This window comes from Microcoleus sp. PH2017_08_TRC_O_A, from assembly GCF_020738665.1.
Classification (GTDB): Bacteria; Cyanobacteriota; Cyanobacteriia; order Cyanobacteriales; family Microcoleaceae; genus Microcoleus.
The window spans coordinates 33223-52984 of the sequence record NZ_JAEQCE010000039.1; the positions used below are offsets into that span (position 1 = coordinate 33223).

At 45.3% G+C, this 19762-nt stretch carries 9 protein-coding genes and 2 pseudogenes; 7 read left to right on the forward strand and 4 right to left on the reverse strand.

What is annotated here, in order from left to right:
* Positions 1–67 precede the first annotated feature (67 nt).
* From JGK22_RS15750 to hetZ, 3 genes are all read right to left on the reverse strand, one after another.
* A complete protein-coding gene (locus tag JGK22_RS15750) occupies positions 68–2461 on the reverse strand; it encodes a transglutaminaseTgpA domain-containing protein (RefSeq protein WP_293313152.1) in 2394 nt (797 codons plus the stop codon).
* Positions 2462–2800: 339 nt separating this feature from the next.
* Entirely contained in the window at positions 2801–3874 is a 1074-nt protein-coding gene (locus JGK22_RS15755; RefSeq protein WP_293181761.1) for a hypothetical protein, read from the reverse strand.
* Positions 3867–5048 carry a heterocyst differentiation protein HetZ gene (hetZ, locus tag JGK22_RS15760; protein WP_293218245.1) on the reverse strand — a complete coding sequence of 394 codons (1182 nt, stop codon included), beginning with the start codon at positions 5046–5048 and terminating at the stop codon, positions 3867–3869. The genes JGK22_RS15755 and hetZ overlap by 8 nt, the downstream gene beginning before the upstream one ends.
* Positions 5049–5586: 538 nt before the next feature.
* Here hetZ and JGK22_RS15765 point away from each other — a divergent pair.
* On the forward strand, positions 5587–6051 hold the full coding sequence (locus tag JGK22_RS15765; protein WP_293197056.1) for a hypothetical protein: 465 nt from the start codon (positions 5587–5589) through the stop codon (positions 6049–6051).
* 425 nt (positions 6052–6476) lie between these two features.
* On the opposite strand, the gene sds is transcribed toward JGK22_RS15765, so the two are convergent.
* Positions 6477–7448 carry a solanesyl diphosphate synthase gene (sds, locus tag JGK22_RS15770; RefSeq protein ID WP_293193419.1) on the reverse strand — a complete coding sequence of 324 codons (972 nt, stop codon included), beginning with the start codon at positions 7446–7448 and terminating at the stop codon, positions 6477–6479.
* 1205 nt (positions 7449–8653) lie between these two features.
* Here sds and JGK22_RS15775 point away from each other — a divergent pair.
* The 6 genes and pseudogenes from JGK22_RS15775 to JGK22_RS15800 all read left to right on the forward strand — a co-directional run.
* Positions 8654–9298 (forward strand): annotated as a pseudogene (locus tag JGK22_RS15775) (serine/threonine-protein kinase); the annotation flags it as partial.
* Between the two features lie 67 nt (positions 9299–9365).
* Positions 9366–10061, forward strand: a pseudogene (locus JGK22_RS15780) (IS1 family transposase).
* A 109-nt stretch (positions 10062–10170) separates the two neighbouring features.
* Positions 10171–13224, forward strand: coding sequence for an ATP-binding protein (locus tag JGK22_RS15785; protein ID WP_293313154.1), 3054 nt, complete (start codon positions 10171–10173; stop codon positions 13222–13224).
* A 281-nt stretch (positions 13225–13505) separates the two neighbouring features.
* Positions 13506–16061 (forward strand): CBS domain-containing protein, encoded by a 2556-nt coding sequence (locus tag JGK22_RS15790; RefSeq protein WP_293313156.1) that lies wholly within the window; start codon positions 13506–13508, stop codon positions 16059–16061.
* Positions 16062–16113: 52 nt separating this feature from the next.
* Positions 16114–16512, forward strand: coding sequence for a response regulator (locus tag JGK22_RS15795; RefSeq protein ID WP_293186045.1), 399 nt, complete (start codon positions 16114–16116; stop codon positions 16510–16512).
* Positions 16509–19688 (forward strand): PAS domain S-box protein, encoded by a 3180-nt coding sequence (locus JGK22_RS15800; protein ID WP_293313158.1) that lies wholly within the window; start codon positions 16509–16511, stop codon positions 19686–19688. The genes JGK22_RS15795 and JGK22_RS15800 overlap by 4 nt, the downstream gene beginning before the upstream one ends.
* Positions 19689–19762: the final 74 nt, after the last annotated feature.

Sequence of the window (19762 nt, forward strand, 5' to 3'; positions counted from 1 at the left end):
TTGCATTCGTCACTACGAACCTTTGAGTCTTCTGATTGATGCGGACTAAAGTCCTCACTACGAACCTTTATTTGAGGTTGGGCGTTGTGAATTTTGACAACCAGCGGTTTTTCAGTTTCTTTAAGTGCGATCGCCTCAAATTCCTCACCAACTCCCGCAACTGAGTCAAATTTCCCGCTTCACCGCCATACTTCCAGCGCACGTAAGCCTGCGAAACCTCCTCAATCACCTCTGCTTCATCAACTGTACGATCGCGCCGCATCGCCTCAGCATACTCCAAAGGCGTTTGAGCTTTCTGCTTGGCAAATCCCCGGCTCGCCAAATCCTTCAACATTTCCTGGTAAACCCCCTCCACAGCCGGCAATTTCCCCAGCCAGCGACGGTAGCGCCACTTGCGCCACAGTTGCCAAATTAACCAGCCAATGAAGCCAAATGCGATCGCCCCAATCAAACCGATAAACAACCCCACCCAGCCCTTCGCAAACTGGCCCAAAAACCAGCCTACAATCAAACTTATCCAGCGAATTACAAAACCGAACACTGAATCCAAGCCGCTTCTGAGGGGCGTCGGTAGCCAACCCGCGATCCACTTCCAAAACGATTCCAGCGCACTAAAAGTCTGGTTGTCTTCCACCGAAGCCGGAATCAACGGATAACCGGGAATCGGATTAAAACCAAACCAGCCGTATTTGGGAAAATATACCTCTGTCATCAAGAAAGCGTCAGTATTTTTCACCACGTACAAACCAGTAAACGGGTTGAATTCTCCCGTATCGAAACCGCCAGCCACTCGCGCCGGAATCCCGATCGATCTAAGCATAATTGCCAGTACCGTCGAAAAATGGTCGGGATATCCGCCTGTAACCTTTTTACCGTCTTGCGTGTTTTGATAGCCAAACAGAAAACCTTCGACTAAATCTTCTGTTTCTTCCAAGTAAGGCAAAGCTTTTACAAGTTTATAATTCGGATTTTGCTTCAAATATTGAGCTAAATACAAAGCTTTTTCGTAGGGAGAATCGATCGCCCTGTCTGACTTAGCTACTCTTGTTCTCGCCAACAAAATTTCTTCGGTTTTTTCTCGCACCTTGGCGGCAATTTTCGGCGGCACGTCCAAATAGAACTTGCGAATATTTTTCGGATAATTAGTACCAGTTTGCCCCAACCCGGAACGATCGCGAACAGGTACATTAGAAATCACCGTATAAGTCAAACCTTCCCGCAATTCCACAGGCGATCGCAAACCGCCCTCCGCATCCACCGCCACATCCATCGTCGGAAAATACAGTTCCTTCGGCTTAGCCAAAGCCGGAATCAAATTCGGCAACTGAGCAATAATAGTATAACTTTGAATCACCTCTTGAATCCGAGGCGCATTCGGAAAAGGATTCAGATAAAATTGAAAAGACCACCTAGGTCTATTCACCTTTTCAGCTCGATCGTTGCGAGAAATTTCCCAACCCTGACCAGTATACTTGTCAAAGCCCAACACCCGCCAAAAACCCGCCGCTTGCGATCGCACCCGCATCACCACTTGGGGTTTCATTTCCCCCCGCAAATTCTGATTGATGCGCTGGTTGAAACCGTAATAAAAAGTAGAGTCCACCTCTCCTGGCCCTTTGTCTGGGTTTCTCCCCCTTCCTCCGCCACTTCCTTGTTCATTTCCCCCTCTGACATACCCCGGATTTAAAATGCTGCGCGAGTCAAACTCCCCCTGATATTGAATGGGAGCACTGACAGGAAAAGTCCGCAACTGATAGCCCGGGAGGCGCGGCAAAAACGCAAAAATAGTCAGCCCCAACCCGAGAGTTATCGCTAGCAGCCAACCAAAATACTTGGGGGATAGAGTAGCAGCAAATAGTGACCAGTTCTTATTTTTGGCTGCACTTTCTACTTTCTGCTTGCTATCGTCTGCCTTGGAAAGTCCCAAGCGCGATCGATAATCCAACACCAAAGTCGGCAGCGCTAAAGCCAAAAACACCACTAGCAACGGCCCAAAAGTCAGCGTTTGACTGATAGTCGCCGCTACACTCAACAAAATCAACCCGATGACGATCGAATAGCCCAAATCTTTGCGGCGCGGCAAATCGAAGCTGTGTAACACTTGAATGTTAATTAACAGTTGCGCCAAAACTAACCGGGTATCGTTCAATTCTCCTACCAAACGGGTAAAAAAAGCCAACAGCGCCACCAGCATGGCAATAGCTATGCAGAACTTAGCAGCCACATTGCGATCGCGGCGGCGGTACCAACTCCAAGTTGCCCCCACAATGCTAACAGGCACAGCCCACAGGTTCAGCGCTTCTTCAGCAGCAACGTCTGTCGCCACAATGCCCACAATTACCAACAACTGAACCAGGATTCGCAGCAGCAAAGAATCCTCAATCACCGGCGGAGGCATTGCCTCAATCTGCTCCCACAGCTTACCCAAAACAGGTATCTTTCGCAGGTTATCAGTTGTCATGTGCACCCATCCAACGATTTTAGATTTTAGATTTTAGATTTTAGATTGAATCCACAGATAAATCTGAGAGGGCTTTAACTAAAATCTAATTTTTTTTGCTTTTCACGAGCGAGGTCGGGGGATTGAATTTGTTTGTGTGTGAGGTCAAACCCTAGAGGAAAAACATACATTATTTACTCTAATTTTACCAGAAAGACTTGGCTTAAAGCCTCTCCCTTGTAGGGATAAAATAAAATTAGAGTATTCATTACTCCAATCTTCTTCATTCCAGGTAGAGGTAGCTGTCAACTGTCAACTGTCAACTGTCAACTATCAACTGTCAACTGTCAACTAAACTTTCTAGTTGCTATCTTGTCCTGACAAAACTGGACGAATAGCAAACATCAGAGGTCTAGTCTCGAAGTTTTGGAATCGAACTTCTAAGGCATAAATCTTATCCGGTTGCGGATCGAACAACTCCACACTTAAATGCCCGGAATTCGGACGATGTGCAGTTGCTTCGGCATCTCCTCCCTTGAGTTCCAAACTTCCTCCCCCAGGAAATTCGCATTCAACTCTTAAACACGGCCTTGGTGGTTCTGTATTGCGGTTGGACAGGTATTGAGCTTGCAGAGTCAGCGAACCCAAAGCTGTCAACCATTCTCGGGAAACCGGCGGCTGATTTACAGGACAATCCAAAGTTAGAGAGTCAATGATTTCTCGGGCGGCCAACAGCGACATGAGCATTTGTTGATCGGTAGTTGCCACTTCGTAATTCGGTAAATCTTCTACTTCTGAAGCTGTAATTCCTCTTGTCGCACCCAGAAGTACCATACCAGCTAATTCGTTAAGTTCCTGAGACTGGTCTGGAAACAAGCTATCTACAGCGCGGACTAACTTTGCTCCTTCCCGCAGTGACAACATTACCAATTCCTGACAAGGTTCTAGCAGTTGAGCAAAAACCCCTTGGGCGATCGGAATTGGCAGGCGACCCCATCTAATATTTTGTAGTTGGGGAGTCCAGATGTGTAGGGGGGGAACCCATTGGGGGGCTACATCGTCTGGGTAGTCGTGGTCGTAACTTTTAATTTCTGTTTCCCAGGGGAACAGAGGCGGGTTGGATTCGATTTCGGCTCTAAGCCTTTCTTTTAACAAGGTCTGAAAACGGTCTTGCACGGTCGGTATATCTCCAATAGTCAGCGGTTGTGCGGGTGCATTGCTGTGCCCCCTCACTTGATAATCCAGCGGGTCTGGTTCGTCCCATTCCCAGTATTCCACCCCAGAATTGTCTTCGTTGCCCCACTCTTCTGAAGAAGGGGGCAGATTGAAGTTCTCCTCATCTTCGCTAGAGGCATTCTCGATCGGCGCCTGCAATACCCAGTCTAAGAAATGGCGCTCGAAAGCCTCTGCATCCCTGTTCGTTTCGTTATTCATCACTAGATGCCCCTTCTCCGGAATCTGAACGATTTCGTAATTCCCAGGCAAGTTCGAGTAATTTAAACCACCGTTTCTGTACCTGGGCTACCGTGCTGCCGAGGGTTTGCGCGATCGCTGACTCCGACAGACCCTGTTGCTTCAACTTTAACAAACGCTGCCCCTCTGGCCCGATTTGGTCGCCAAATATCTGCCACTGGGAAGGCAGCAAACCCAGATTTTTATCTAAGTCTGCTTCCAGCCACTGGTGAACCAGTTCCCAGCGGTGCGACATGGCAAACCTGAGCAAATGGTACTTAAAGCGTTGCTGCAAATAGTCTCTTTGACGGGGAGTTATGTTTAGAAGCGACTCTATTTCATTAGTCGGCAAGTCTTGCAAGCGCAATATGAAATAATCAGCGCATTCTTGTTGGTTGCGCTCTTTCAAATACGCCACTAATTCATCAATCACATTTTGCCGCAGAGATTCTGACTCTTCGCCTTGAGGGCGAATTGCCGAGGAACCCTGTCCTGCCATCGCTTCCCGCACCGAGTGCACCGACGTGTCGTTCCAAGTTTGGTCGGAATCTGAAGCCCCTCCATCGGCGGCTTGTTCCATATCCACGGAGGTTTCTTTGGGTTGCTGCTGGGAAAAAGTTTGGGCCCGCAAAATAATTAGTTGCTGGCTCCGGTTGCGAGGCAAAGGAATGCGTCGCTTGCCAAAACGCTCTACAAAGGCCATGTACTCTGCTAGTTCTAAGCGAGTGCGAGGACTGTAGGTAGGTGGCAGTTCGGTTTCCCGCCGGAATGCCTTTAAAGCTTCCAGATAAAATCCTTGCAAGAAATCTTTGATCAGTTCTACTCGCGCCTGATAGCTAGACTGCACCTGTGGAGGGGTGATGTAGCGATAGACGATCGCGCTGAGGGTACTGTGCAATTCTACTCGCCCGGGCCCGGAGCCTAAACTATAATAGTGGAGGCATTGTTGCAAGCGGTGCTGAGCTAGACTCTGGGCTGAACCCTCTATGTCTCCCGAGTTTTGAATTCTCTGACTTTCTGTGCATATCCTGTTGACTTCTGCTGCGAGTCGCCCTGCTACATCTTGGCAATTCTGCTCAGACGCGCGAGTGGACTTTTTGAGTTCGTCTAACAGCAGTTGAAATATGGTTTCCACGCTCTGGCAGATTTCCCGCATGATTGTTTACAGCTCACATTGAAATTAGCACAGTTATGTAGCAGTATGGAGATTTTTTTTCTACCGCTACTTGCTCCGGTATTTCCGGCACAGGACAAACTGCAATGTCCTCGATCTCCTGTTCTACAAAAATACTGACGACTGCTTTTTTTGATGTGTCCCGGATGTACTATCCGCCACCAACCAGGTTTAACCAGGGGGTTTTGGTTGTGAACACGAGATAATTTTTAGGATAAACCGTTTTTTTTATTCCCTCAGTATAAATTTTGCATCAGCCACCGACACCCGGAGCAATTAAATCGAGCATGAGGCACGATAGTTTTAGACTTGAAGGGTAAAGCGTGAATTGGTCTAAAAAATGCAGAATTTTTGCTAAAAAAGGCTATATTTGGGTATATGTTTCATATTTATTAATCAAATTTATGGGACTTCAGATTTCGCATTTTAGCTTAATATGGGGCAGTGCTAGGTATCACATACTTGCACCTGCACCTGTTACCCTGACATTCTTAAACTCAAATCTCAAATTAACTGACTGATGGATTTAGATCTACAGATTCAAGCACTAATCGAGCAAGCTCCACCTGACGGTTCGACGCCACAAATCTTAGAGGCGATCGCCCCGGCGCTGGTTTTAATTGCCCAACAGCTACAACACCTCGAATACTCGATCCTGCAATCGGTAGACGAAAGTTGGGCGATCGTGGTTTTGAGCAATCTCAAGCAACCGGGACAGGAGAAGAAGGTGATTTATGCTTTTCCCACTCTTAAAGATGCGTCCTCCGCTGCCGTGGCTGGGGGCGGGAGCGTCAAGCCCGTACAGTTGCCTGTCACTCACATTTTATTTCAGATGATTGCTCTTGAAGGTCTCGACAGTATTGTTTTTTTTGAAAATCCCGGCAATCAGGAAGTCGGGACGGAAATCCCTCGCCGACAAGTGCAAGACTTAATCAATGTTTACTTGCAACAGTATCGATCGGCTCCACCGCCAGATATTGCCTAAATATAGCCTTTCTCAAGGGAGCATCTCAGTTTTGCATTTAGATAGTGCGAGCGTCCCCGCTCGCGTATCGTATAATACGCGAGCGGGGACGCTCGCACTATAAGAAAAAAATGCTTTTTACAAAAATGAGATTCTCCCTTTCTCAATGGCAGTGAAGTATGTCAGGGAATCGGGAATCGGGAATCGGTAATAGGTAATCGGTAATATTTCATTGCTTGCGCTCTCGGGAACTCACTTAGGAATGAAAATTAAATAACTTCCACAAGTTTTATGCTTCTTCTGGCCCATCCCACAAATATGTGTAAATTATTTAATTCGCCATCCTTAAGAAGCGCGATAATTAAATTTCTGATGAATTGGTAATAGGAAATTCCCCATTACCAACTCCCCATTACCAATTCCCCTACCGTGCAACTTTTTAACCTCTAATACAGCCGGCTCAAAACGTAATCTGCTAAATCAATCAAGGCTTGACGGGATTCTGAATGGGGCAGCGCAGCTAAGTATTCGACAGCTTTCTGTGCGTGATTTGTTGCTAGTTCTCGCGATCGCTCTATACCTTGAGAATCTGCTACCAGCGCCAGAGCCTGCTCTAGATCTCCTTCTTGGGCGAACTCGCGTTCTATTAGAACTTCCAAATAAGGCTTTTCTTCTAGGGCAAATAGTGCTGGTGCTGTCAAATTACCACTAATCAGATCCGAGCCTGCGGGTTTCCCCAAAGTTTCCGTTGAAGCAGTGAAATCCAATATATCATCTACTATTTGGAATGCTAAACCAATGTTGCGACCGTAGTTGTACAAATCGTCTGCTATTTCTGCTGAAACCTCGCTCAAACAGCCCGCTGCTTTAGAACTGTTGGCAATTAAAGACGCTGTTTTGTAATAACTTTTTTCTAAGTACGCTTCGATCGACAAACTGGTGTCAAATCCATTTAGTCCCTGTTGAATTTCGCCCTCAGCTAAATCCATAATCACTTCTGAAAGCAGTTTGACTACTGGCAGGTTGTCCAGATTTGCCAAGTGCCACGAAGATTGAGCAAACAGAAAATCTCCCGCCAATACTGCCACTCGGTTGTTAAACCGACTGTGTACTGTCGGTACTCCCCGCCGCAGATCCGACTCGTCCACCACGTCGTCGTGGACTAGACTGGCTGTGTGGATCATTTCTGTGATTTCCGCGAGGCGGCGGTGTTTTTCGGTGATTTCCCGATCGGGCATCGTCGCCTTGGCCATCAACAAGACTATTGCGGGTCTCACCCGTTTTCCCTTTGTGCCGAATAAGTATTCTGCAGCCGCGTACAAGATGGGATGACGGGCACCCACTAACTGTTTTAAGTTTTCTGTCAACAGTCGCAGGTCTTCTTCAACCGAGGAAAATAGGAGAGTGCTAGAGATCATGGATACGCCGACTCAAGCCGTAAAGTAACAAAATTTTACATATCATATCTTTATTTTAAGACAATTCTCTGCAATAGGGAACAAAAATCTAGGCGATCGGCAGTTATTTGTGGTCTGTCGCCAGCGAGGACTCGCCCAACTGCCAGAGGCGAGTAGCCTGCTGCCAGAGGGGTTGCTCCTATTGTATCGAATTGTTAAGCACACTGCCAAAAAATAACTAAATCCCAGAAACGCTGTGTTATTATAGGTATTAAGGATTTAAACAATTCTATACATTAAGTACAGGCTGTAATTGAGCCTGGCTGGCAGGTAGCTTTCAGATGCCTGTAAGAGTTTCGTAGAGCCAGCCTTGTTAGTCGATCGCAGCGAAAATTTCTGGGACAGATTTTTAGTTTCTTGTGGCTAAAAATTTTCAGGAGTTAAGACTAGCGCATGAGATGTGCACGGTAGCTCAAAGCAGCTAAAGTGGATGGTTTTACGCTGTTCAAGCATCTGTAAAGCAGTAAATCATTATTGACCTCGCCCAAAAACGGGTAGAAGCCACGACAATTGTCGTGGGTAGCCCAAAATTTTAGATCTTAGTTGAAGCTCCCAGATTTATCTGCCGAGTAAATCTAAAATCGAAAAATGGAAAATCTCAAATCGACTCACCGGGAACGCCTAAGTTTTTCGGCAAGCCTGATATGGAAAAGTAGCCTTCAGAACCAAGGCATAGTCTTGCGTGCTGAATTAATGTAGTAGGTCTTGAACTTGTCCCGTCCTCCTCCTCGTCCTTGACTTTTGGTTCTAATTATGATTTATCGCGATATTCCTCTAATTATTCCCATTCTAGCCGCCGGTTATGTAATGACTATTTATATAGTGCTGATGTTGGCCGAACGTAGCTCTAAAATAACTCGATTGGGCGAGTAGTGCAACGCTTGGCAGCCGAATCCGGCCTCGCCCGCCATGGACTACTCGCTCAGAATTCCGAATATTCCATAATAACCCTGCCTTGAATGCTTGCACACAAAGGCAGGGTTATTTGATTTTAGATTTTAGATTGAAGATTTTAGATTGAGGATTTTAGATTGAGGATTTGCGATCGATCGAGCTCGTGGTTGAGAGCTTACAGGCAAGTCTGAGAATATTTGTGGTGGTAGCGATTAACACATATCAGTGGCTACACTAGGATAAACGCTGCTGCTCTCTAAGATTCTGCGGTTATGCTCCACTTTCCAGGCTACAAAATTTTCAGGAAAATCTATGAAAGCGATCGATCTCTAGTTTACCGGGGCGTGCGATCGACCGACAGCCAGCACGTAATCTTCAAGATACTCAAGCAAGAGTACCCCACTCCGGCTGCACTCGCCCGTCACAAACAAGAATATGACATCATCCGCAGCTTAAATCACCCAGGAGTCATCCGAGCTTACAGCTTAGAACAGTACGATCGCACTTTGGCGATCGTTCTCGAAGACTTCGGAGGAGAATCTCTCAAAAGCTTGATGCACTCTCGCCCCTTTACTCTATCCGAATCTCTGAGCTTCGCCATTCAAATAGCCGACATTTTGGGCGACATTCACAGCGCCAACATCATACACAAAGATATCAACCCTGCCAACATAGTTTTCAATCCCAGCACCAACCAACTCAAAATCATTGACTTTGGGATAGCCAGCGTCTTCGCGCCCGACAAATTAACCGAACAACCCACCCTCAAGCATCCCCATATTCTAGAAGGCACTCTCGCCTATATCTCTCCAGAACAAACTGGCAGAATGAACCGCAGCCTAGATTATCGCACCGACTATTACTCTCTCGGCGCAACTCTCTATGAAATGCTGACGGGCCAACTGCCGTTTGAAACCAGGGTAGTGCCCTGAAGGAAAGGATCGGAGCAAGCTATAATTAGAGAAGTGTTTGCCATAGCGTGATATGACATTAGAAATTAATTGTTGCCCTAATTGTGGCTCAAAAGAAGTTAGTCGGAACGGTAAAACTCGGCATCATCGTCAATTTGTTTTAAATCCGGCATGGAAACCTATTACAAAAGAACAAAAGGAATTAATGTCACGGATGCTACTTGAACGTATTTCTCAGGCGGGAATTGCTCGGGTACTACAAGTGTCAGAAGATACAGTGCAGCGATACGTTAATAGCCAAGCGGCTGCTGTTAAGAAGCAAGTGGAAGTGACTCCCAAGGAAAAAAAGCGCTTGAATGTTCAGATGGATGAGTTATGGTCATTCGTTGATAGTAAAGGAAATCAGCAGTGGGTCTGGCTGGCATTGGACGCCGAGACTAGGGAAATTGTTGGTGTACATATTGGAGATCGTAGCGCAGCATCGGCGAGCGCTTTATGGGATTCAATACCACCAGTGTACCGTCAATGTGCAGTAATTTATACCGACCACGTTTTGTGCTTATGATTCTGTATTACCCAGCAAACGTCATCACGCCGTGTAGATAAAGATAGTGGTTTGACTAGCTATATCGAGCGCTTCAACTGTACTATTCGACAACGAGTTTCTCGACTGGTAAGAAAGAGCTTAGCCTTCTCTAAAAAATTAGAAAATCATATTGCTGCAATTTGGCGGTTTGTCCATCATTACAATGCTAATTTACAACTCTAAATGCCTACTTTTCTTTGAATTCAGTTTTATTCGGTCGATCCTTTCCTTCAGGGGACTACCTGAAAATTCACCGCTTTCTGCCTTTTTCTACGCAGCTTGGGGCGTAGTTATGAACTACGAATCTCAAGACATTGAATCGGCAAATAAGTTAGGGGAATTGGCTTTAAACTTAGCATCAATGTTCAATGCAAAAAACCTCAAAGGGAAAATATTATATATAGTAGCAGCTTGTATCGCTCACAGCAAATATCATGTCAGGGAAACCCTGCCAATGTTCCGAGAAAGCTATCAAAGTGCACTCAAAAACGGAGATTTTGAGTTTGTCGCTTATTGTGCCAAACAAAAATCTCAATATGCTTATTTGGTAGGGCAAGAACTTACAAATCTAAAAGTCGAAATTGCTGAATCTAGCAACCTGCTGGCTCAACTCAAGCAATCAATCAACTTGCAGTGCAATCAAATATTTCATCAAGCGGTGCTTAACTTGCTGGGTGAAGCAGAGAATCCTTGCAATTTATCGGGGACAGCTTGCGAAGAAGAGCATCTGCTACCGTTGCTGGCGAAAGCGAACGATCGCACGGGAATACATTACTTTTATTTGCACAAGCTAATACTGTGTTATTTATTCGGGGATTTGTGCCAAGCACTGGAAAATGCAGGTAAATTTAGACAAGGTTTAATGGGAGGAACTGGTTTTTTAACTGTGCCGGTGTTTCATTTTTATGATTCTTTGGCTGCACTAGCTGCTTGTTCTGAGGCGGATGTATTGGAGAGAGAGATGCTGCTCGAAAGAGTAGGAGAAAACCAAAAGAAAATGCAGACATGGGCTGCACGCGCCCCCATGAATCACTTGCACAAATTTCATCTGGTTGAGGCTGAGAAATATCGGGTTTTGGGCGATAATTTTCAGGCAATGGAGGAGTACGATCGCGCGATTGGTTTGGCGAAGCAAAACGAATATCTTAACGAAGAAGCTCTCGCTAACGAACTTGCAGCTAAGTTCTATATCGGTTGGGGAAAAGAGAAGATTGCACGAGTTTATTTGGCTGATGCTCACTATGGTTACACTCACTGGGGAGCTCAAGCTAAAGTTGAGGATTTGGAAACACACTATCCCCAATTTTTAATCAGAATTCCAGTGTCAACTAGCATTGCCAGCGACAGCGCTACAGTTACTAATATTTCCAGCAGCCACGATTCGGGCCAAACTTTTGATTTGGCGGCAGTGATGAAAGCCTTTGGTGCGATCGCTAGCGAGATTGTGCTGGACAAGTTGCTGGCGAAGTTGATGAGAATTATGCTGCAAAATGCGGGGGCAGAAAATGGTTTTTTGATTTTGGAAAGCCGAGGTAAGTTTTTGGTAGAAGCTTCGGGAAAATTAGATGGCGATCGCGTGGATGTTTTGCAGTCGGTTCCTGCTGAAAAGTGCCTGCCTGTTTCCATTATTAATTATGTCGCTCGTAGGAAACAAAATGTTGTAGAAAGTGACGCAGCTAACAAAGGAAGATTTACGCGCGATCCGTATATTGTCAGACATAATTCTCAATCTATATTGTGCGCGCCCTTGCTGAATCAAGGTCAATTAATTGGGATGGTTTATTTAGAGAACAATCTCACTACGAGTGCTTTTACTGATGACAGGGTAGAGGTTTTGCAACTGTTATCGACGCAGGCTGCTGTTTCTATTGCTAACGCTAAACTTTACGCAGAAGTACGGGAAAGTCAAAGCAAGTTGACGCAGTTTTTAGAAGCTTTACCTGTGGGAATAACTGTACATAATCCCCAGGGTAAGGTATCCTACATCAATGAAACTGGACAGCGGTTGCTGGATCGAATTTTGGCGCCGTCAGCTACAGGTGAAGAGTTGATATCAGCTTCTGAAATTTATATATCAGGAAAGGAAAGCCCCTGTTCTGAACAACAACTGCCGGCTTGGCGAGCTCTCAATGGCGAAAGTGCGATCGCCGATAATTTAGAATTCCGCAGAGATGGGAAGATTGTGCCTTTGGAAATGCACTCGCAACCGATTTTTGACAACAAAAACAATATTGTCTATGCGATTACTGCTTTCAGCGATATCACCGATCGCAAACAAGCTGAGAAACTGGTAGCAGAGTACAACAGAACCTTGGAAATGCAAGTAGCCGATCGCACTAGAGAACTCTCGGAAGCCCTGCAACACCTGCAAGCAACGCAGCGAGAACTCATTCAATCCGAAAAAATGGGAGCATTGGGACAGCTAGTTGCTGGTGTCGCTCACGAAATCAATACTCCCCTGGGTGCGATTCGATCGTCTGTCGAGAATTTAGCCGATTTTTTCAATCAAAATCTGGCGGAAATCGCGGATTTTTTCCACAAAATGTCCCCAGAAGGTTACTCGGATTTATTGACGCTGCTCCCCAAATACCAGTCGCGGACGATGCTCTTTTCCAACCGAGAAAAACGCCAGTTTAAAAGAGCTTTGATTCAGCAGCTATCAAACAATTCTGTGGCAAATCCAGAAACAGTAGCCGACACTTTAGTTGATATCGGCATTTACGACAATATCGAATCAATTTTGCCTTTGCTGCAAGACCCCACTAGCTCGGATATTTTACAGCAAGCCTATCAATTTACTGCTTTGCAAAGAAGTACGAATACTATTATCACAGCTACAGATAGAGCTGCAAAAGTAGTTTTTGCTTTAAAAGCATATTCTCGCTCTAACTCTACGGGAGAAAAGGTAATTGCTAATATTACTGAGGGAATTGAAACTATATTAACTCTTTATTATAACCAACTCAAACACGGAGTAGAAGTTGTCAGGAATTATGAAGATGGAGTGCCTGAATTGCTGTGCTATCCAGACGAACTCAATCAAGTTTGGACAAATCTGATTCACAACGCCCTGCAAGCAATGAACAATTGCGGAATTTTAACATTAGATGTCAGAGTAGAAAATCAGATCCTGTTGGTGGGCGTTACGGATAACGGCACAGGAATTCCCCCGGAAATTTTGCCGCGCATATTTGAACCGTTCTTTACCACAAAACCCGCTGGAGAAGGCAGCGGCTTGGGACTGGATATTGTTAAGAAAATTGTCGAAAAACATTCGGGTAAGATAGAAGTAACATCTGCGATCGGTCAAACGAGCTTTATCGTGTCAATTCCGATCGCCGTTTAGCTCTATTACAATAAAAATTAGGGAGCATCTCATTTTTGCTTTTATAGTGCTGTCCCCGCTCGCGTATTTTATAACTCGCTCTTCGGGGACAGCACTCAAAGAAAAAAAATGTTTTTTACAAAATTGAGATGCTCCCCAAAATTATACCGAGGCACGACCAAACATACAACTTTAGACGGATGTCAGACCTCGATCGCGGTCAGGGTGCAGTCATTGTCAAAGCTCAAAGCTAAAATGGCATTAATTGCCGGTTCCACCTGCATCTCCCCCTTGATTTGCCCATGTCAATAACAGTTTTTGATAGCCAAAGCTTCTTAGAACAGGCGATCGACCGCAAACCGCCGGTACTGCCTCCAGATACACCCTTGAAAGTCGCGATCGCCGCCATGACTCAGGCGAGGGCTAGTTGCATTTTAATCGCGTTTGAGCGGCAACTGATCGGAATTTTTACGGAGCGCGATGTTGTGAAAATAACTGCGAGCGAAATACCGCTAGCAGGGCTGATAATTGCTGAGGTAATGACTGAAAAGCCGATCGCGATTTCCCTTGATAAAGCGGGGAATATCTTCAGAATATTGAGTATATTGCGATCGGCAAAAATCCGTCACTTGCCCGTTACAGACAACAGCGGAAACTTGCTGGGCGCCATCACCGGAGAAAGCATCCGTCAAATCCTGAAACCGGGCGACTTGCTGCAAATGCGGCGCGCCGAAGAAATTATGACCGCAGAAGTAAGAATTGCCTCAACTAACACCTCAGTTTTAGAAGTGGCAAAACAGATGGCAACTGAGCGCAAAAGCTGCATAGTCATTTGCAATGAGTGCGACAACAAAAATCAGAAACCAGTGGGCATAATTACAGAACGGGACATTGTTAAATTCCAAGCTACCGGACTCGATTTCGCTGGCACTCGCGCCGCCGCCGCGATGAGTTTTCCCCTGATGCCGTTGCAGGCAAAAGCCACATTGTGGGAGGCTCACCAGTTCATGCAGGATCACCACATCCGGCGGTTGGTGGTGGTGGACGATGGAGGATATTTAGCCGGAATTGTCACCCAAAGTAGCCTGCTGCACGCCTTAGATCCGGTAGAAATGCACGCGAATGTCGAGCTTTTGCAGGAAACAGTTGCCGAAAATATCCTGGAGTTAAAAAAAGTGAACGAACAATTGCAAAAAGAAGCGCTTCGCAGAACCGAAATAGAGGAACAGTTGCGGTTATTAAATGAAAATCTAGAAGAGCAAATTAAGCTGCGTACTTTAGAATTAATTAACACGAACAGTCAGTTAAAGAAGGAAATACAAGACCGCGCCACCGCTGAAGCTGAAGTCCGCCGCCTCAACACCGAACTGGAGCAGCGAGTTCGAGAACGCACGGTTCAACTAGGAGCCAGCAACCAAGAATTACAGCAAGAAATTAGCGATCGCAAATTGCTAGAAGAAAAATTACACTTTTCTGAAACCAAAGTTCGTGCAGTTTTTGAAGCGATGACAGACATCGTTCTCGTACTAAATATTCATGGAAACATAGAGGTTTTGCCGACTAATACGGCGGCAGTTTATGAGCCGGATTGCGATCTAGTCAGCCTGACGGTCGAACATTTTTTTGACGACGACAACCCCGATGATTGGTGGATGCTAGTTCAGCAAGTGTTAGAGACGCAACAAACCCTCAATTTCGACTACAGTTTAACAGTTGGCGATCGCGAAATTTGGTTTTCCGCCTGTATTTCTCTGTTCTCAAAAGATGCAGTGATTTGGGTTGCCCGCAACATCAGCGCCCGCAAACTAGCAGAGTCAGCGCTGTGCAAAAAAAATGTAGAATTAGCTCATACCCTAGAAGAACTGAAGCGCACTCAACAAGAGCTGATTCAATCAGAAAAAATGGCAGCCCTCGGACAGTTAATTGCCGGAGTTGCCCACGAAATCAATTCTCCTTTAGGGGCGATTCGCTCCTCGGTGCAGAACATCGCCGACTTCTGGGCCGAACAATTGCACCAGTTACCGATATTTTTCAAGCAACTATCCCCGGAACGGCAGCAGGATTTCTTTGCCATGCTGTACAACTCAAGTAAGGAAACAGACAACTTATCTAGTAAAGAAAAACGTCAGTTGAAAAAACTTTTGCAGCGGCAATTAGAATCAGAAAAAATTGACGACGCTGACAGCCTTGCTTGTACCTTGTTAGATATTGGTATTTGCAATAATTTAGAACGTTTTTTACCTTTGTTGAAAGACAGCGCAAGTCCAAATATTTTACAAACCGCTTACGAATTTGCTACGGTACAAAAAAGCACTAAAAATATTGTTACTGCGACAGATAGGGCAGCCAAAATTGTTTTTGCCTTGAAAAGCTATTCTCGTTACGACCAGTCGGGTTCCAAGGCGATCGCCAATATTACCGACGGGATTGATACTGTTTTAACGCTTTACCACTACCAAATCAAACATGGTGTGGAAGTCGTCAGGAATTATGTTAATGATTTACCCTCTATGCTATGCTATCCTGATGAACTAAATCAAGTTTGGACAAATTTGCTTCATAATGCTTTACAAGCGATGGGCAACAAAGGACTGTTAAAAATTGAGGTCAAACACCAAGATAACGCAATATCAGTCAGTATTACCGACAGCGGCCCCGGCATTCCTCCAGAGATTATGCCTAGAATTTTTGAGCCATTTTTCACTACTAAACCTCCTGGAGAAGGCAGCGGCTTGGGATTGGATATCGTTCATAAAATCATTAAAAAACACCAAGGTAAACTGCAAGTAGAAAGCGTGCCTGGTCAAACCAAATTTACTGTATCCTTGCCTATCGAAATCACTGAGACCAATAATTAAAATTTGGCTCAATCTGCCCGTTAATTTTAAAATCAAAAAAGAGTAAAATTTTATGCCAAAACCAGTAATTTTGTGTGTTGACGATGAAGTTGTAATCTTAAACAGTTTGAAGATTCAACTGAAAAAAGAATTTGGTGATGATTACCTCTATGAAGTAGCAGAAAATGCCGATGAAGCTCTCGAAATTATTGAGGAAATTCAAGGAGAAGAGGAAAGCGATATTTTGGTCATAGTATCTGACTGGTTGATGCCGGGTCTTAAAGGAGATGAATTTTTGATCCGGGTTCACCAAAAATATCCCAATATTGTGAAAGTTATGCTGACCGGGCAAGCTGATGAAATAGCAATACAACGGGTGAAAGAGCAGGCAAACTTGCACCGCTGTTTGTACAAGCCGTGGGACGGTCAAGAATTAGTAGAAACTATAAAATCTGGTTTAGCAAAAATATGAACAATAAACCTGTGATTATTTGCGTGGATGACGAACCGATCATCCTTGAAAGTTTGAAGATAGAGTTAAAAAAAGCCCTGGGAGAAGAACATTTATTAGAAACTGCGGAAGGCGGCGAAGAGGCTTTAGAGTTGATAGATGAATTGCTGGAAGAGGGTTGCGAAATCGTGGCTGTGATTTCCGACTACCTGATGCCCAATATCAAAGGGGACGAATTGCTGAAGCAGATTCACATAATTTCGCCAAAAACTATCAAAATTATGCTGACGGGGCAAGCAGACCTCGAAGCTGTGGCCAATACTATTAAATATGCTAAATTGTACCGCTACATCTCTAAGCCTTGGCAGTCAGAAGATTTGAAGTTGACCTTAAAAGAAGCGGTCAACAGCTATTTTATGGAGAAGCAATTAGGGGAACAAAATGCTCAACTCCAAAAGCTGAATCAAGAATTGGAAACTTTAGTTGAGGAGCGGACTGCACAACTGCGCTTGTCTGAGGAAAAGTTTGCTAAAGCTTTTCGTTCTTCTCCCAACCCAATTACTATTACTAGACTTAAAGACGGTCGTTATTTAGAAGTCAATGAGGCTTTTTGTCAGACAATTGGTTATTCGGCAGCAGAAATTATCGATCGCACGGCGCTTGATTTGAATCTTTGGGAAAGTACACAAGCCCGCGCCAAGTTGTTTGCAATGTTAGACGAACAAAAAATTGTTCGTAACTACGAATTTGATTGGCGCACTAAAACTGGGGAACTCAGAACCGGGCTGGTGTCTGCTGAAATCATTGACATTCACGGCGAAACCTGCGTGATTTCGGTGATTCAAGATATTAGCGATCGCAAATTGGCAGAAGAAAAACTCCGGGCTCTAGCTGCATCTTTAGCCGCAGCGCAGAGAATCGCCCGCGTCGGCAATTGGGAATGCGATTTTTCTGCCAATACAACTACTTGGTCGGAAGAATTATCTCATATTTTCGATCTCGATGCAACCGAGGCTGCGCCAACACTAAGTGAATTTGCACAATACGTGCATCCGGACGATCGCCAAAAATGGCAAACAACGATCGACGCTGCTATTGCTAGCGGCAAATCCTACAGTTTGGAATATCGCATCCTGCGCCCGGAATCGACAATTGCTGCGGATACTTGCCCGTCACAGACAAGTGAAGGCGGCTCGATCCGCTACATCGAATCCAGAGGAGAAGTAGTTGTCAACCAACAAGGGCAAGTGACTAAACTCTTCACAACTTTGATGGACATTACTGCCCGCAAACTGGCGGAAATAGCATTAGCAGAAAGCGAAGAAAAATACCGTCATTTAGTTGAAACTTCCCAAGATATTATCTGGTCTTGCGATGCCCAAGGACACCTGACTTTTGTCAACCAAGCTGTCAAACAAATCTACGGTTATGACCCGGAAGAAATGCTCGGCTATTCTTTTAGCGATTTCTTAGCGCCAGCACAAATAGACCGGAATCGAGAACTTCAGCAGCACTTGCTGACGGGAGATGCTGTGTTTCAGTACGAAAGTATAGTATTAGGGAAAGACGGCAGGCAGATAGATGTCAATACAAAGGCGATCGCGCGATTGGATGCAGCAGGAAATATCACCGGCACCACAGGCACTGCCAGCGATATTACTGAGCGCAAACAAGCAGAAATATCGCTGCAAAAAGCCAAAGAAGAAGCCGACAGAGCGAACAGGGCGAAAAGTGAATTTTTATCGAATATGAGCCACGAATTGCGAACTCCCCTCAACGCGATTCTCGGTTTCACTCAACTGCTGGCGCGCGACGCAGCCTTCGGTAGTGACCAACAGCAATATTTAGGAATTATTAGCCGCAGCGGGGAACATTTGCTCGATCTGATCAACAATATTCTGCAAATGTCAAAAATCGAAGTCGGGCTGGTGACACTCAATAACAGCACCTTCGACTTGCACAGAATGCTAGAAAATACTGAAGATATGCTGAAGCTGCAAGCCGAAAAAAAAGGGTTGCAGTTAATTTGTGATGCTGCGCCCAACCTCCCTCAATATGTAGAAACAGATGAAAGTAAGTTGCGTCAAGTATTAATTAATGTGGTGGGAAATGCGATCAAGTTTACGGCGGAAGGTGGTGTCAACTTGAGAATCAAACATGAGCTGTTGTCAAATAGAAATAACGAAGAGATTCCGCCGTTAGCGCAGCCCTCGAAGAGGATCGCAAATTGCTGCTTGCTCTTTGAAGTGGAAGACACGGGGGCGGGAATTTCTGCCCAAGAAATGGATAGTTTGTTTAAGCCTTTTGCTCAGACAGAAAGCGGAAAAAAAGCTCATGAAGGAACTGGTTTAGGCTTGCCGATCAGCAAACAGTTCGTTGAGTTAATGGGAGGAGAAATGACGGTGACAAGCAGCGTCGGTAACGGCAGCATTTTTAGATTTGATGTTAAAGTTTCGCTCCCTAATGAAGTGGAAATTCAGGTGGCTCAAACAACTCGTCGCGTTGTGGGCCTGGAACCCGGACAGCCGGAATACCGCATTTTAGCTGTGGACGATCGCCTGGAAAGCCGTTTGTTGCTGGTGAGAATGCTGTCATGTCTCGGTTTTACTGTGCGGCAGGCTGAAAATGGCGTTGAAGCTTTGTCCATGTGGTCGAGTTGGGAACCTCATTTGATTTGGATGGATATGCGGATGCCGGTGATGGATGGCTACGAAGCTACTAAACAGATTAAAGCGCATTTGAAGGGTCAAGCAACGGTGATTATTGCTCTGACGGCGAGTGCTTTTGATGAAGAGCGATCGGTGATTTTGTCTGCTGGGTGCGATGATTTTGTCGCGAAGCCTTTTCGGGAACAAGTCATTCTGGAAAAGATGGCTAAGTATCTGGGTGTCCGCTATGTTTACGATCGAGAAGCTTCGCTAAGTTCTGATGCTGTGGCTGGTGGTGACGTTTCGGCGCCGACTGTGACGGCTCCTTTGCCTGTTGCGCTGAATTCTTCATTTTTTGAAGCTATGCCTCCCCAATGGGTTGATGAGTTGTACGAGGCGGCGGATTCGGTTGATAACGAGGAGATTTTTCGGCTGCTGTTGTCGATTCCTCCTGTTGATGCTCCTTACCGCAGCGCGATCGCCGATTTGGCGAATAACTTCCGGTGCGATCGGATTATTGATTTGATTGAGGAATTTAGAAATGTTTGAGGGAAGAAGGAAGAAGTCATTAGTCATCAGTCATCAGTCATTAGTCATCAGTCATCAGGAAGAGGGGGGAAGGG

Bases quoted from the DNA above. Each gene is read 5' to 3' on its own strand.
- JGK22_RS15750 (WP_293313152.1), bottom strand. From the start codon at position 2,461: ATGACAACTGATAACCTGCGAAAGATACCTGTTTTGGGTAAGCTGTGG.
- JGK22_RS15755 (WP_293181761.1), bottom strand. From the start codon at position 3,874: ATGAATAACGAAACGAACAGGGATGCAGAGGCTTTCGAGCGCCATTTC.
- hetZ (WP_293218245.1), bottom strand. From the start codon at position 5,048: ATGCGGGAAATCTGCCAGAGCGTGGAAACCATATTTCAACTGCTGTTA.
- JGK22_RS15765 (WP_293197056.1), top strand. From the start codon at position 5,587: ATGGATTTAGATCTACAGATTCAAGCACTAATCGAGCAAGCTCCACCT.
- sds (WP_293193419.1), bottom strand. From the start codon at position 7,448: ATGATCTCTAGCACTCTCCTATTTTCCTCGGTTGAAGAAGACCTGCGA.
- JGK22_RS15785 (WP_293313154.1), top strand. From the start codon at position 10,171: ATGAACTACGAATCTCAAGACATTGAATCGGCAAATAAGTTAGGGGAA.
- JGK22_RS15790 (WP_293313156.1), top strand. From the start codon at position 13,506: ATGTCAATAACAGTTTTTGATAGCCAAAGCTTCTTAGAACAGGCGATC.
- JGK22_RS15795 (WP_293186045.1), top strand. From the start codon at position 16,114: ATGCCAAAACCAGTAATTTTGTGTGTTGACGATGAAGTTGTAATCTTA.
- JGK22_RS15800 (WP_293313158.1), top strand. From the start codon at position 16,509: ATGAACAATAAACCTGTGATTATTTGCGTGGATGACGAACCGATCATC.